Origin of the sequence: Streptomyces sp. NBC_00683, from assembly GCF_036226745.1 — a bacterium.
Classification (GTDB): Bacteria; Actinomycetota; Actinomycetes; order Streptomycetales; family Streptomycetaceae; genus Streptomyces.
Genome location: NZ_CP109013.1, coordinates 3,114,799 through 3,128,214, shown reverse-complemented (window position 1 = coordinate 3,128,214; position 13,416 = coordinate 3,114,799). Strand labels below are relative to the sequence as shown.

Annotated in this window: 11 protein-coding genes; all 11 read left to right on the top strand. The window is 72.3% G+C overall.

The features are described 5' to 3' along the window. Nucleotides 1–103 precede the first annotated feature (103 nt). The 11 genes from OG257_RS13645 (at nt 104) to OG257_RS13595 (ending at nt 13,381) form a co-directional block, all read left to right on the top strand. Nucleotides 104–1,069 carry an alpha/beta fold hydrolase gene (locus OG257_RS13645; RefSeq protein WP_329207650.1) on the top strand — a complete coding sequence of 322 codons (966 nt, stop codon included), beginning with the start codon at nt 104–106 and terminating at the stop codon, nt 1,067–1,069. After that, nucleotides 1,054–2,412 carry a DUF3152 domain-containing protein gene (locus tag OG257_RS13640; protein ID WP_329207648.1) on the top strand — a complete coding sequence of 453 codons (1,359 nt, stop codon included), beginning with the start codon at nt 1,054–1,056 and terminating at the stop codon, nt 2,410–2,412. Before OG257_RS13645 ends, OG257_RS13640 begins: the two co-directional genes overlap by 16 nt. 25 nt (nt 2,413–2,437) lie before the next feature. After that, nucleotides 2,438–2,596: an Ms4533A family Cys-rich leader peptide gene (locus tag OG257_RS13635; protein ID WP_329207647.1), complete on the top strand. Its 159-nt coding sequence runs from the start codon at nt 2,438–2,440 to the stop codon at nt 2,594–2,596. A 206-nt stretch (nt 2,597–2,802) separates the two neighbouring features. Then, nucleotides 2,803–4,533: an ABC transporter substrate-binding protein gene (locus tag OG257_RS13630; protein WP_329207646.1), complete on the top strand. Its 1,731-nt coding sequence runs from the start codon at nt 2,803–2,805 to the stop codon at nt 4,531–4,533. Nucleotides 4,534–4,535: 2 nt separating this feature from the next. Further along, on the top strand, nt 4,536–5,543 hold the full coding sequence (locus OG257_RS13625) for an ABC transporter permease (protein WP_329207645.1): 1,008 nt from the start codon (nt 4,536–4,538) through the stop codon (nt 5,541–5,543). Next, on the top strand, nt 5,540–6,529 hold the full coding sequence (locus OG257_RS13620; RefSeq protein WP_329207643.1) for an ABC transporter permease: 990 nt from the start codon (nt 5,540–5,542) through the stop codon (nt 6,527–6,529). Before OG257_RS13625 ends, OG257_RS13620 begins: the two co-directional genes overlap by 4 nt. Beyond that, nucleotides 6,526–8,169 (top strand): ABC transporter ATP-binding protein, encoded by a 1,644-nt coding sequence (locus OG257_RS13615; protein ID WP_329207642.1) that lies wholly within the window; start codon nt 6,526–6,528, stop codon nt 8,167–8,169. The genes OG257_RS13620 and OG257_RS13615 overlap by 4 nt, the downstream gene beginning before the upstream one ends. Nucleotides 8,170–8,358: 189 nt before the next feature. After that, nucleotides 8,359–10,161 (top strand): DUF3492 domain-containing protein, encoded by a 1,803-nt coding sequence (locus OG257_RS13610; RefSeq protein WP_329215070.1) that lies wholly within the window; start codon nt 8,359–8,361, stop codon nt 10,159–10,161. A 34-nt stretch (nt 10,162–10,195) separates the two neighbouring features. Beyond that, the gene (locus OG257_RS13605) at nt 10,196–11,470 is read left to right on the top strand and encodes a hypothetical protein (RefSeq protein ID WP_329207640.1); all 1,275 of its coding nucleotides are present in this window, start codon (nt 10,196–10,198) and stop codon (nt 11,468–11,470) included. A 133-nt stretch (nt 11,471–11,603) separates the two neighbouring features. After that, nucleotides 11,604–12,569: an NAD-dependent epimerase/dehydratase family protein gene (locus tag OG257_RS13600; RefSeq protein ID WP_329207638.1), complete on the top strand. Its 966-nt coding sequence runs from the start codon at nt 11,604–11,606 to the stop codon at nt 12,567–12,569. Continuing rightward, the gene (locus tag OG257_RS13595; protein ID WP_329207636.1) at nt 12,557–13,381 is read left to right on the top strand and encodes a spherulation-specific family 4 protein; all 825 of its coding nucleotides are present in this window, start codon (nt 12,557–12,559) and stop codon (nt 13,379–13,381) included. Before OG257_RS13600 ends, OG257_RS13595 begins: the two co-directional genes overlap by 13 nt. Nucleotides 13,382–13,416: the final 35 nt, after the last annotated feature.

The following is a 13,416-nucleotide window of genomic DNA, read 5'->3' as shown; positions in this document are numbered from 1 at the left end:
CCCTTCCTTCCCTTGAAGCCTAGGAGCAACCCTTCGGGGGCGCGATGTGGCCTGTGATGGCGAACACATGAACCAGCGCGTGATCGTCTCGTAACATTGCCGCATGTCTTCGACCGAGCTGCCCGGTACCCGCGCCGCCGCCGCCGCGCTGGCTCCCACGGTCAGTGCTGTGAGGGTTGCGGAGGGTGAGAAGCTTCGCTCCGTCCCGCTGCCCGGCCTCACGCTGACCGTCCGTGCCCGCCCCGGGGCGACGGCGGGTCTCGCCCCCGCTCTCTATGTGCACGGCCTGGGCGGCTCGTCCCAGAACTGGTCGGCGCTCATGCCGATGCTGGCGGACGTGGTCGACGGGGAGGCGGTCGATCTGCCCGGCTTCGGGGACTCCCCGCCGCCGGACGACGGCAACTACTCGGTCACCGGACACGCCCGGGCCGTGATCCGGCTGCTGGACGCGGGGCAGCGCGGACCCGTTCACCTTTTCGGGAATTCTCTGGGCGGCGCCGTTGCCACCCGGGTCGCGGCCGTCCGCCCCGATCTGGTGCGCACCCTGACGCTGATCTCGCCCGCCCTGCCCGAGATCCGGGTGCAGCGGCCGGCCGTGCCGACCGGGCTGCTCGCACTCCCGGGCGTCGCTTCCCTGTTCTCCCGGCTCACCCGGGAGTGGACCGCGGAACAGCGCACCCGCGGTGTCATGGCACTCTGTTACGGCGATCCGGCACGTATCTCCGACGAAGCCTTCCGCCACGCGGTGGCCGAGATGGAGAGACGGCTGGAGCTGCCGTACTTCTGGGACGTCATGACGCGCTCGGCACGGGGCATCGTCGATGCCTACACACTGGGCGGACAGCACGGGCTGTGGCGCCAGGCCGAGCGGGTGCTCGCACCGACCCAGCTCGTGTACGGCGGACGGGACCAGCTCGTCTCGTACCGGATGGCACGCAGAGCGTCCGCGGCCTTCCGCGACTCGCGGCTGCTGACACTGCCCGACGCGGGGCACGTGGCGATGATGGAGTACCCGGAGGCGGTCGCCCAGGCGTTCCGGGAACTGCTCGACGAATGCGGCGGGAGCTGATCCGGGGCGTGGGACGACACAGTCGAAAAGGCCCGGCGGTCAAAGGGCGCGATACCGGGGCCGCTGCCGTGGCCGACGGCGAACGCGGCGCCACCCGCTCCGAATCAGGCCCCGGGCGGCGCAGGGTGGACTCCGCCGCACCGTCCGCAGGGGACGGGCACACGCCGTTCCACGATGTTCCGCAGGCGCGCGGCGGCCATCCCGAGCAGCGTGAGCAGGGCGGCGGCTGGGGCACGGGTACGCAGCAGCGGTACGGCGACTGGCAGGGGCTCGGCCCCGGTCAGCAGGCCTACGCCCGACAGGCCGTGGCGCGGCAGCTGACGGCACAGCAGGCGGCGCAGCGCGCGGCCGACCGGCGCCCGACCACAGGGCCGCAGACCGGTGGAACGCCGCTGATACCGGGCCCCCGCAGGGAGTTCGTCGACGCGTTCGACCGTGCGGACGCGCCCACGGCGCAGCCCGAGGAGGCCGAAGGTTCCGACGGATCCGGGGACGTCCCGGGCACCGGTGCCCGGGAGGGCAAGGGGGGCAAGGGCCGCGCCTTCACCGGGATCGCGGCCGCCGCGGTGACCACGGTGCTCGCGGTCGTGGTGGCCGGACAGGTCGCACAGGACTCCGGGGGTGACTCCTCGGTCGCATCGCAGGCCGCGGGTGTCGACCGGCAGGGCCCCGAGGACACCTCCCGCTCCGTGGAGCGGCAGACCCCGCAAACGCAGCCGCAGCAGGTGGAGGCCAAACCCCTGACGTACGCGCAGAAGATGGCCAAGCCCTATCCGCTCACCCCCACGCTCAAGGGGTCCGGAAAGTTCGAAGCCGTCCCGGGGCTGGCGAAAGCGCCCGGCAAGGGGCAGAAGTACAGGTATCGGATCGACGTCGAAAAGGGCCTCGGTCTCGATGCGGTCCTCTTCGCCGAGGCCGTACAGCAGACGCTCAACGACGACCGCAGCTGGGCGCACAACGGCGCCATGACCTTCGAGCGGATCTCCTCCGGCGAGCCCGATTTCGTGATCACGCTCGCCAGCCCGGGCACCACCGGGATCTGGTGCGAGAAATCGGGTCTGGACACCACGGAGGACAACGTCTCCTGCGATTCCGCCGCCACGGACCGCGTCATGATCAATGCGTATCGCTGGGCCCAGGGTGCCTCGACCTTCGGTCCGGACAACCTTCTGGCCTACCGTCAGATGCTGATCAACCACGAGGTCGGGCACCGGCTCGGACACAACCATGTGAGCTGCCGCACTCCCGGCGCACTGGCGCCCGTCATGCAGCAGCAGACCAAGACATTGGAGCTGGGCGGCATCAAGTGCCGGCCCAATCCGTGGGTACATCCCGGCAGTTGAGCCGCCGCCGGACCACCGGTCCCACATGTCGAGACGGGCGTCTCATTCCGCGTTGACATCGGGGAAGGGGTCGTCCATATTTCTCGGCATGTCACGCAGCCCCGCATCCTCCGAGAGCACCGCCCTTGAGCGGGCGCTCCTCGGCGTGGCCGGGCACTGCGTAGCCGACATTCTCTGTCGCTGACGCCTGCTCGAGCGCGCGTCGGCCCTTTTCCGCCCCCTTTTTCCGGGGCACCCTCGGTCATGACTGCCGCGCCCGGGCGTATTCCGTCCGCAGGCGCGGCATTTCGGTGTTCGGTCTCCTTCCCCGTTCCGGGGCAGAACCTCATGCGTCTGCGCGGTACTTCTTTCTCCTTTTCCCGCCGCAGCACACCGAGAGGTCATCTTCCGATGAGTCAGCCGTCCGTCATATCGCGTCGTGTGGCAACGACCGCAGCCGTCAGCCTCGCCCTGGTCGCGGGTCTTGCCGCCTGCGCGGGACCCCAGGACACAACGGAGGGCGACGGCGAGTCCGGCGCCGGGGGCAAGCCGCAGAAGGGCGGCACCCTCACAGTCCTCAACAGCAACCCGCAGGAGGACTTCGACCCGGCGCGCCTCTACACCTCGGGCGGCGGCAACGTCCCCTCCCTCGTCTTCCGTACGCTCACCACCCGCAACCGGGAGGACGGCGCCGCGGGCGCGCAGGTCGTCCCCGACCTGGCGACCGACCTGGGCACGCCCAGCAAGAACGCCACCGTCTGGACGTACACCCTCAAGGACGGGCTGAAGTACGAGGACGGCACCGCGATCACCAGCGCGGACATCAAGTACGGCATCGAGCGGTCCTTCGCCGCCGAACTCTCCGGCGGCGCGCCCTACCTGCGCGACTGGCTCATCGGCGGCGCCGACTACCAGGGCCCGTACAAGGACAAGAAGGGCCTCGCCTCGATCGAGGTGCCCGACGCGAAGACCATCGTCTTCCACCTCAACAAGCCCGAGGGCGAGTTCCCCTACCTCGCCACGCAGACCCAGACCACCCCGGTGCCCCAGGCCAAGGACAAGGGCACCAAGTACGAGGAGCACCCCGTCTCCTCCGGGCCGTACAAGGTCGTCTCCAACGAGAACGACGGCGAGCGGCTCGTCCTGGAGCGCAACCCGCACTGGTCGGCCGCCACCGACGAGGAGCGCAAGGCCTACCCGGACCGGATCGACGTACGCTCCGGGCTGGACTCCGCCGTCATCAACCAGCGCCTCTCCGGCTCCCAGGGCGCCGACTCCGCCGCCGTCACCACCGACACCAACCTCGGCCCGGCGGAACTCGCCAAGGTCTCCGGCGACAAGAAGCTCGCCGCCCGTGTCGGCACCGGCCACTTCGGCTACACCAACTACATCGCCTTCAACCCGAAGGTGAAGCCGTTCGACAACCCCAAGGTGCGCCAGGCGATCTCGTACGCCGTCGACCGCTCCTCGGTGGTCAACGCTGCCGGCGGGTCCTCGCTCGCCGAGCCCGCCACCACCTACCTGCCGAACCAGAAGTCCTTCGGATACACGCCCTACGACCACTTCCCGGCAGGCGAGACGGGCAACGCCGCCAAGGCCAAGGAGCTGCTGAAGGAGGCCGGTTACCCCAAGGGCCTGACCGTCACCCTCACCCACTCCAACGACAAGGACTTCGAGACCAGCCCGGAGATCGCCACCGCCCTCCAGGCCGCCCTCAAGAAGGCCGGCATCACCGTCGAGCTCAAGGGCCTGGAGAGCAACGACTACTCCGACACCATCCACAGCGCCTCCAAGGAGCCGGGCTTCTTCCTCGCCCACTGGGGTGCCGACTGGCCCTCCGGCGGCCCGTTCCTCGCCCCGATCTTCGACGGCCGCCAGATCGTGAAGGACGGAGCCAACTTCAACACCGGCTTCCTGAACGACGCGTCGGTCAACAAGGAGATCGACGAGATCAACAAGCTCACCGACCTGGACGCCGCGGCCCAGCGCTGGGGCGCCCTGGACAAGAAGATCGGTGAGCAGGCGCTGACCGTGCCGCTCTTCCACCCGGTGTACAAGCGGCTCTTCGGCCAGGACATCAAGAACGTCGTCATCAGCGACTGGACCGGCGTCCTCGACATCTCCCAGGTCGCGGTCAAGTAGCCATGTCGGAAGCACTTCTGGTCCAGGAGGCGGGAGCGGCCCCGGTGGCCGCTCCCGCCTCGGGGGCCCGGCAGTTCCGGCAGCGGCTGCGCGCACAGCGCGCGGCCACCGCCGCGGCGGTCGTGGTCCTCCTGCTCATCCTGGCCGCCCTCGCCGCGCCGCTGCTCACCGCGCTCGCGGGCCAGGACCCCAACACCTACCACCCCGACCTCGTCGACTCGGCCGCCGGCGGGGTGCCCATCGGACCCTTCGGCGGCATCAGCGCCGAGCACTGGCTCGGTGTCGAACCGCAGACCGGCCGAGACCTCTTCGCCCGCGTCGTCTACGGAGCCCGCGTCTCCCTCGGCGTCGCCGTCGTCGCCACCCTCCTGCAGGTCGCCATCGGCCTCGTCGTGGGACTCGCCGCGGCACTCGGCAACCGCTGGGTCGACCAGGTCCTCAGCAGGATCACCGACATCAACGTCGCCCTGCCGCTCATGGTCATCGCCCTGGGACTCCTCGCGATCGTCCCGCCCGCCTTCCCCCGGCCCGTCCTGATCGCCCTGGTCATCGGCGGAATCAACTGGGCCGGCACGTCGAAGATCGTGCGTGCCCAGGCGCTCAGCCTGAAGTCGCTCGACTTCGTCGCGGCGGCCAGGCTGAGCGGACGCGGGAAATGGAGCGTCGCCCGGCGCGAACTGCTGCCCTCGCTCGCCGCGCCCGTCATCACGTACGCCGCGCTGCTCTTCCCCGTCAACATCACCGTCGAGGCTGCCCTGTCCTTCCTCGGCGTCGGCATCAAACCGCCCACACCGTCCTGGGGGCAGATGCTCACCGAGGCGGACACCTGGTACCAGTCGGCCCCCACCTATCTGCTGCTGCCGGCCGGGCTCCTCTTCGTCACCGTGCTCGCCCTGACCGTCTTCGGCGAGGGCGTCCGCACGGCTCTCGACCCGCGGGCCGCGTCCCGGCTGCGGATCGGCACCGGACGCAAGGAGCGCAAGGAACCTTCGAAGGGGCGGGCGTCGTGACCGGATTCCTGCTGCGGCGCATCGGCGGCGCCGTCTTCGTACTCCTCTCCCTGACCGTCATCCTGTACGCGGTCTTCTACGTCGCCCCCGGCGACGTCGCCCAGATCGCCTGCGGTCCGCGCTGCTCGCCCGCACAGGTCGCCCAGGTCACCGAACAGCTCCGGCTCGACGACCCGGTGTACACGCAGTACTGGCACTTCCTCCAGGGCATCGTCGCCGGGCACGACTACTCCACCGGGACGGGCACCGAGCACTGCCCCGCGCCCTGCCTCGGAGTCTCGTACCAGAGCGACCAGCAGGTCACCCAGCTGATCCTGGCCAAACTGCCGGTCACCGGATCGCTCGTCATCGGCGCGTTCGCCGGCTGGGTCCTGCTCGGCGTCGGTACGGGAGTGCTGTCCGCCTGGCGGCGGGGCCGGATCACCGAGCGGGTGCTGACCTGGCTGACCCTGGCCGGCACGGCCACGCCCGTGTTCGTCATCGGGCTGCTGCTCATCATCGTCTTCTGCTCCACCCTCCAGTGGCTGCCGTCGCCGACCTACGTGCCGTTCGCCGAGGACCCCGAACAGTGGGCCTGGGGGCTGCTGCTGCCCTGGGTGTCCCTCGCCCTCATCGAGTCCGCCAAGTACGCCCGGCTGACCAGGAGCTCCATGCTGGAGACGCTCGCCGAGGACCATGTGCGCACCTTCCGCGCGTACGGGGTCAGCGAGCGCGCCATCATCGGGCGGCACGCGCTGCGCGGTGCGCTCGCACCGGTGATCGCGCTCAGCGCCCTCGACTTCGGTTCCATGTTCGGCGGCGCGGTCCTCACCGAATCCCTCTTCGGGATCCCGGGCATCGGGCGCGAACTTGTCCACGCCGTCAAGGTCGTCGACCTGCCGGTGGTCGTCGGCATGGTGCTCGTGACCGGCTTCTTCGTGGTGCTCGCCAATGCCGTCGCGGACGTCCTGTACGCGCTGGCCGACCGACGGGTGGTCCTGTCATGACAACGCCGCTGATCCGGGTCGAGGACCTCACCGTCGACTTCGGAACCGTCCGGGCCGTGGACGGACTCTCGTTCACCCTGGAGGCGGGCGGCGCGCTCGGCGTCGTCGGCGAATCCGGCTCCGGCAAGAGCGCGACCGCGTACGCGCTGCTCGGACTGCACCGCGGTACAGGGGCCCGGGTCACCGGGTCCGTCCACGTCGCCGGCACGGACGTGGGCAGCGCGGACGAGAGCGGACTGCGGGCGCTGCGGGGTGCGAAGGCCGCTATGGTCTTCCAGGACCCGCTCTCCTCGCTCGACCCGTACTACACGGTCGGCGACCAGATCGCCGAGGTGTACCGGGTGCACACCTCCGCCTCGCGGCGGGCCGCGCGCGCCAGGGCCGTCGAGGTCCTGGACCGGGTCGGCATCCCCGACGCGGCGCGCCGGGCGGGGTTCCGGCCGCACGAGTTCTCGGGCGGGATGCGGCAGCGTGCGCTCATCGCGATGGCGCTGGCCTGCGAACCGCAGCTGATCGTGGCCGACGAGCCGACCACGGCCCTGGACGTCACCGTGCAGGCCCAGATCCTGGACCTGCTGCACGACCTGCGCCACGAGACGGGCATGGGGCTGTTGCTGGTCACGCACGACGTGGGCGTCGCGGCGGAGAGCGTGGACGACGTACTGGTGATGCAGGACGGGCGCGCGGTGGAGCGCGGCCCGGTCGCCGAGGTGCTGGGTGCGCCCCGGCAGCCGTACACCCGTGAACTGCTCGCGTCGGTACCCCGGGCGGATGTGAAACGCGTGCCGCGGATCCCGGGCCCGAGGGCTGCGGAGGCGGGCGGCGAACCGCTGCTCGAAGCCGTCGGCCTACGGCGGGAGTTCGGCCGGGGCGCACGCCGGGTCACGGCCGTGGACGGTGTCTCGCTCACCGTCCGCCGGGGCGAGACCCTGGGCATCGTGGGGGAGAGCGGCAGCGGCAAGACGACGCTCGGCCGCATGCTTGTGCGGTTGCTCGACCCGACGGCGGGCCGGCTCCGGTACGGGGGTACGGAGATCGGCTCCCTCTCGGAGAAGGCGCTCCGCCCGCACCGCCGTGAGCTCCAGATGGTCTTCCAGGACCCCGTCGCCTCGCTCAACCCGCGCCGCTCGATCGGTGAGTCCGTCGCCGATCCGCTCCGTGCGGCGGGCGGGAGCGACGAGACACGGATCCGGGACCGGGTGCGCGAACTGCTGGAGAGGGTAGGACTCGACGCCGACCGGTACGAGCGCTACCCGCACGAGTTCAGCGGGGGGCAGCGGCAGCGGATCGGGATCGCCCGCGCACTGGCGGCGGAGCCGAAGCTGATCGTGTGCGACGAACCGGTCTCCGCGCTCGACGTCACGACCCAGGCCCAGGTGATCGCGCTGCTCGCCGAGCTCCAGCGCGAGCTGGGCATCGGCCTGGTCTTCATCGCCCACGACCTGGCGGTCGTACGGCAGGTCAGCGACCGGGTGGCGGTCATGCGGGCGGGCCGGATCGTCGAACAGGGAGAGGTGGACGAGGTGTACGGATCCCCGCAGGACCCGTACACGAAGCAGCTCCTGGCGGCTGTTCCGGCGCTCGATCCGGCACGTGCGGCCGTGCGCCGCGCCGCCCGCAAGGAGCTGGCCGCAGCCTGACGCCCTGTAACCGAACGGCACCTTATCGCGACAGAACGCGACGGGGGCGGGAAAGTTACGGTGGTTCACCCCTTTCGGTGGTGCGACGGACAACCGTCCGTCGCACCACCGGCGTATCCGCTTACGGTCGTCCCGCTGTGAGTCGCCGATCAACGGCGGCCGCCCACAAGGGAGATCGGGGGTGTGCTCGTGCGGATCGGACTCCTCACGGACGGTGGTTATCCGTATGCGACCGGTGAGTCCAGACTCTGGTGCGACCGCTTGGTGCGCGGTCTGCCCCAGCACGAGTTCGACCTCTTCGCGCTCAGCCGCTCCGCCCACCAGGAACAACAGGGCTGGGTGAGGCTCCCGGACCGGGTCGCGCGGGTGCGGACGGCGCCGCTGTGGACGCACGACGACGAGGCCCGGCACGGACTCCGTCCGAGAGGGCTGCCCGGCCGGCTCGCCACCGGCCTCGGGCGCTCGTACGGGCGGCGCGACCGGCGGCGCTTCACCTCGCACGTGACGGCGCTCGTCGACGCGGTCTGTGCGGGGGGCGACGCCGCCGCGGAGACCGGCGAGGACACCGGGCGGGCGGCCGCCTGCGCCGCGTCGGCGGACCGCTTCACCGACGGCCTCTACGGTCTGGCCGAACTGGCCCGGGAGCGCGGTGGCCTGCACACCGCACTGCGCTCCGAGGTGACCGTACGGATCGTGGAGTCGGCGTGCCGCGCCCCGGGGACCGGACGGACCGTGCACGGCGCGACCGTCCCCGACTACCTCGCCTTCGCCGCCGAACTGGAGCGCGTCCTGCGCCCGCTCTCCCTCGACTGGTACGACGAGGAGAGCCTCGGGGCGGTCGACCTCTGCCACGCGGCCTCCGGCGGCGCCGCGGCCCTGCCCGGGCTGCTGGCCAAACGCTTCTTCGGAGTACCGCTGCTGGTCACGGAACACGGTGTACCGCTGCGGACGCACTATCTGGCCGCGCCCGAGGCGCCGTTCGGTGCGCCGGTGCGCGCCCTGCTGGCCAACTTCCACGGGCAGCTGGCCTCCGAGGTGTACCGGCAGGCCGCGGTCATCACGCCCGGCAACACCCATGTACGCCGCTGGCAGGAGCGGTGCGGGGCCGACCGCGCCAAGCTGCGCACGGTCTACCCGGGCATGGAGGCGGAGCGCTTCGCGGCCGTCGGGGAGGGCGACGACGACGGCGGTCCGGACACGCTCGTCTGGATCGGACGGATCGAACCCGCCAAGGACCTGATCGCCCTGCTGCACGCCTTCGCCGAGGTGCGCCGGGCCGAACCGGACGCCCGGCTGCGCATCTTCGGGGCCCCGGCCCAGGGCGGCGAGGGGAACACCTACCTCGCGCACTGCAAGGCGCTCGCCGCCCAGCTCTTCCCCGACGAGGCGACGGACGCGCACGCCGTGGGCGACAACCCGGTCACCTTCGAGGAGATCGGCGGCCCCGAGGTACCCGACCTGGCGGAGGCCTACGCGGCGGGCGGTGTCGTCGTCCTGTCCAGCGTTGTCGAGGGCTTCCCCATCAGCCTGGTCGAGGCGATGTTCTGCGGCAGGGCCACCGTCTCGACGGACGTGGGCGCCGTGGTCGAAGTCATCGGCGGTACGGGGCTCGTGGTGCCCCCGCGCAACCCCCGGGCGCTCGCCGACGCCTGCGTCGCGCTGCTGCGCGACCCCGAGCGCCGCGCACGACTCGGCGCCGCGGCACGTGCCCGGGCGCTCGAACTCTTCACCGTCGAGCAGAACCTTGCGGCATTTCGCGGCATTTATCTGGACCTCGTGATGCAGTCCCCGGCCCGATGGGCGGCGACAGCGGGTCCCGAGGACCCCGACGGCCCGCCACGCCCCTTCGCCACACCCCCCGAGGCCCATGTGCTGGGCCACCTGCCTCCCGCCCCGGCGGCTTCGGGCGCCCCCCGGGTGCCGAGCTGGGCGGTCGGAGCCGAGGAGGGCGTGTGCGCGGGCGCACGCCGAGCGGGGGACCGCGATGCGTGACGACCTGACCGGCCATGACCACGGAGGACCCACGATGGGCCGACCGACCGACGTCCGGGCCGGAGCCGCCGCACTGCCGGAGCGCGCCCCGGAGGCCACCGCGACGGACCCGCTGTCCGCCACGGCCACCGGCGACACGGACGGCGGGACGTCCGCGTCGCCGGCCGGCGGTGCCCCGGAACCGGCCGCCCCCGGCGTCCGCGCACCCGAGATCGCCTACCACCCCGCCCGCAGGCCCGCCGCGCGGCGCGGCCCCGCCGACCCCGTGAAGCTGCTCATGCACCGGCACCGCGACCTCTGCGAGCGGGCCGTCGACCCCCTGGAGATCGCCGCCGGTCTGGAGGCCCACGGGCTCACCGACCGCACCGCCGCCCGCTACCGGCACCGTGACGTCTTCAGCCTCGCGGAGGAGCTCTACGCCCGCGTACCGGGCGCTGTACGGCCCACCCCCTCCGACGCCCCGCAGCCGGGGCCCGACACCGAGGCGCGGGCCGGCTGGACGCTGCTCGCGCTGCTGCCCGGCGCCGCGTGCCTCGCGACCGTCGGGGCGCTCAGGGCCACCGAAGGGGTCCTCGACGGGGAGGCGCGGTTCGCCGTGACGGCCGTCGGGGCGCTGCTCGTCGCCCTCGCGCTCCGGCTCTGCCTGCGGACCGGCCCCCTGCGCACCGCGGACAGCGTCGGCGGCGTCACGCTGTACGTCTGCTGGCTCCTCGGTTACGCGGTGTACGGCGACGATCTGCTCGGCCAGGTCATCAGCGGTGGTCCCGACGGGCACTGGGCGGCGGCGCCCGCGCCCGTGCTCGGGCTGGCGCTGGCCGTGGCCCCCGCCGCCTGGTGCGCGCACCTGTTCGCCGTGCACGCCCGCGACCGCCTCGCCGGCAGCCACGGGCTGGCGGAGTTCGGTGACGGAGTACGCCCCCTGCTCCTCGGCCTCGTCGCCGTCTTCCTGTGCGCGCTGGGCGCCCTGCTGTTCCTCGCGGATCTCGGCTACGGGGGCGGCGGAGCCCCTCTCGCCCCGGCCGCGCTCGGAGCCCTGCTCTTCCTGGCCCGCCTGCTGGCCGTCCACGGCTTCCCCGAACCCGCCGCCACCGGACTCGCCGCAGCATGCGCCGTCGAAGTGGCCGCTCCCTTCCTGATCCTGGCCGGGCGGCTGCCCGGTCTCGACCTCCTCGCCCGGCCCGTCGAGGCCCTCGTCATGACGGCCGGCACCGGAGGAGTACCCACCCTGGCCTGCGGCGTCGCCGCCCTCGGCCTCCTGATCCACGCCTCGGTCGCGCTCTCCCGGGCTTCCGCCCACGCCACGGCGTAACCAGAGAACGCCCATCCGCGGAGCCGACGCCGCGGACCTTCCTCCCGCACCACACCTTCCTCAAGGAGACACCGGACATGACCCCCCAATCCCTCGCACCGGCAACCCGCCGTCGGCACTCAGGGGGCGCGCGATGAGGGTTCTGCTGCTCGGAGCCAATGGATTCCTCGGCCGCTTCGTCGCCGACCGCCTGCTCGCCGACCCCGCCGTGCACCTCACGGCGCTCGGCCGCGGCGACGACGCCGACGTACGCTTCGACCTCGCTGGCGGAAGTCCCGGAGCGCTCACCCGCTTCCTGGACGCGGTCCACCCCGGAGTCGTCGTCAACTGCGCGGGCGCCACCCGCGGCGGCGCACGCGACCTCACCCGCCACAACACCGTCGCCGTCGCCACCGTCTGCGAGGCCATGCGGCGCAGCGGCTGCAGCGCCCGGCTCGTCCAGGTCGGATGCGCCTCCGAGTACGGGCCCTCGCAGCCCGGTTCGTCCACCCCCGAGGACGCCGTGCCCCGTCCCGGAGGCCCGTACGGCGTCAGCAAGCTCGCCGCCACCGAGCTCGTCCTCGGCTCCGGCCTGGACGCCGTCGTCCTGCGGGTCTTCTCGCCGGTCGGGCCCGGCACCCCGGCGGGCTCCCCGCTCGGCAGGCTCGCCGAGACGATGCGCCGCGCCATGCAGTCCGGCGACCCCGAGCTCAAGCTCAGCGGCCTCGGTGTGCAGCGCGACTTCGTCGACGTACGGGACGTGGCGCGCGCCGTCCACGCCGCTTCGCTGTCCGCCGCCCAGGGCGTCGTCAACATCGGCACCGGCAGGGCCGTGAGGCTGCGCGACGCGGCGGCGGTCCTCGCCAGGGTCGCCGGATACGCGGGCGCTCTCCACGAGCTGGACTCGCCTCCCGCCCGGCTCCCGATCGGCGCGCCCCGGACCTCCGCGGAGTCCGTCGTCGAGCATCTCGCCGCGACCCCGTCCCCCTACCCGGACGGCTGCGGCGCGTGGCAGCAGGCCGATGTGCGCACCGCCAGGGACCGGCTCGGCTGGCGCCCCCGGATCAATCTGGAGGAGTCCCTGGCCGACATCTGGATGGAGGCGGCATGCCGTATCTGACCAGTACCGGCGCCGCCCTGCGGACCAGCGGCGCCGAACAGCTCGGCGTCGGCGTCCCCGGCTACGCCCATCCGATGCTCGCCCCCACCGAGTGGGCCGAGCTCAACCGCCCCGGCACGCCGCTGCACTGGGCGGTCCTCAACATCGACAACGGGCCGGGGGCCCGACCCGACCCGCACTGTCTGGAGGCGGCGGGCCGCCTCCGTAACGCCCGGGAACGGGCCCTGCACGGAGAGGCTCCCGACGACGCGGTACGGGCGGCGGGCGGCCGGCTGCTCGGCCACCTCGACCTGGCCTTCGGCAGCCGCCCCTTCGGGGAACTGGTCGCCGACGCCCAGTCCTTCCTCGACTGGTACCGGGTCGGCGGCTTCTACCTCGACCGCTGCCCCGCCGAGCGCGCCGGCCTCCCGGCGGTCCGCCGGCTCACCAGCACCCTGGGTGCGCTCCTGGAGGACAGCGACAGCGCGGACGGGGGCGGCATGCTGGTCCTGGGGCACGGCACCCACCCGCATCCCGGCTACGCCGAGGCCGCCGACCAGCTGGTCACCTTCCGCGGGCCGTGGACCGACTACCGCTGGTCGCAGGTGGCCGAGTGGACCGCCGCGTACGAGCCGGGCCGCTTCGCCCACTTCGTCCACGGGGTTCCGCGCACCCACCTGGAGGAGGCCATGCGCGTCGCCCGGTGGCAGGGCGCGGGCACGATCTTCTTCACCGACCGTGACGACCGACGAGGACAAACGAACCCATTTGCGGCACTGCCCAGCTACTGGGACGAATTTGTCTCGCGGATCGGACCCGGTATCTCGGAATGAGGAGCGGCGTGGCAGTGTTACGGCAGAACAACCGT